The sequence below is a fragment of the Rhizobacter sp. P2_H2 genome (assembly GCF_056403375.1).
Genome location: NZ_JBFUFP010001443.1, coordinates 1 through 1,082, shown reverse-complemented (window position 1 = coordinate 1,082; position 1,082 = coordinate 1). Strand labels below are relative to the sequence as shown.

The 1,082-nt window shown below is 60.9% G+C and carries 1 protein-coding gene; it reads right to left on the bottom strand.

Annotation, left to right across the window (positions count from 1 at the left end):
- A partial coding sequence (locus AC1D15_RS33785) for a P-loop NTPase fold protein (RefSeq protein WP_477829502.1) occupies positions 1–1,082 on the bottom strand: 1,082 nt, incomplete at both ends.

The following is a 1,082-nucleotide window of genomic DNA, read 5'->3' as shown; positions in this document are numbered from 1 at the left end:
GCCTGACCCACTGCTCGTAGAAATCACCCGTCCAGGAGGGATGTGGCGGCTCGTACTTCTCGGCGGATTGGGCCGCCTTCTCTACCTCAATCAGGAAGGTCGCCTTCCCGTCGGAACTTGAGGCGACCGACTTGGCCAAGAACTCAAACGCAGCGCTCGAGGCACATCGCTCGAAGAGCTGGACCTTCACCAGCTCCTGCAACGCCAGAGGCATCTCCATCGCGGTGGCGACAGTTTGCCGAATCATGAGGTTGTTGAGGAAGCGCTTGATGAGGCGCGGGTTGCCAGCAATCTCGGCTGACGTGACCAGCAGCGGCGCAAGCTGGTCGGCGATGTCGAGTTCCTTGGCGATCCCCGCCTTCTCTGCGTCGAACGCCTCGTCGAGGAACTCCCGAGTTATCCCTTTCTCCCAGGACTTCTTGAGGCGATCAAGAACGGCGGCCTGCCCTTTCGCCTGCACTTCGGCCGACAGCCGCCCTTGCCGGACGGCCAAGTCGGTGAGGAGCAAGGTTAGATATGCCTTCACCTCGCTCACGCCGAGCCTTGGTACCCGCAACGGTATCTGGATAAGCTTGTCGAAGTAGCTGGTGACCAGGCCTTCCTCAATGTCGACGCCCTTGAAGTGCGCCCGGACAGCGCCACGGATCATGCTTTCGTCAGCGGCAATCAAGAAGGCCGTCCGCTTCACGTGCAGCAGAAGCCGCATTGCCTCCAGAGTTCCGATGGCGGTCGTCGGAAGGCAGCGATCAAGGTCGTCGACAAAAACCACTAGGTGAACGTCGAACTTCTCCAGCAACTCCACAAACGCTTTGCGAAGGCCCTCGATTTCCTTGGGCAGCGAGGCTTCCTTCTTCTCTCCGATGATGTCCTTGAGTTCGGGGCTCAGCTCGGAATACGCCTCCTGCACGGCACTGAGGCCTTCGGCACGCTTCTCTTCATCGCTCAGACCCTGAACCAAACCGCTAACGGCACCGAACAGCGCCCCCAGAGGCCCGGCGGCGACGGTGCCGACCGCCACATGCGCGAGAACGGGTGCGACCAGTCGACCAGCCTTGAGAAGCTTGACGCGCTTGGCAAAGTCC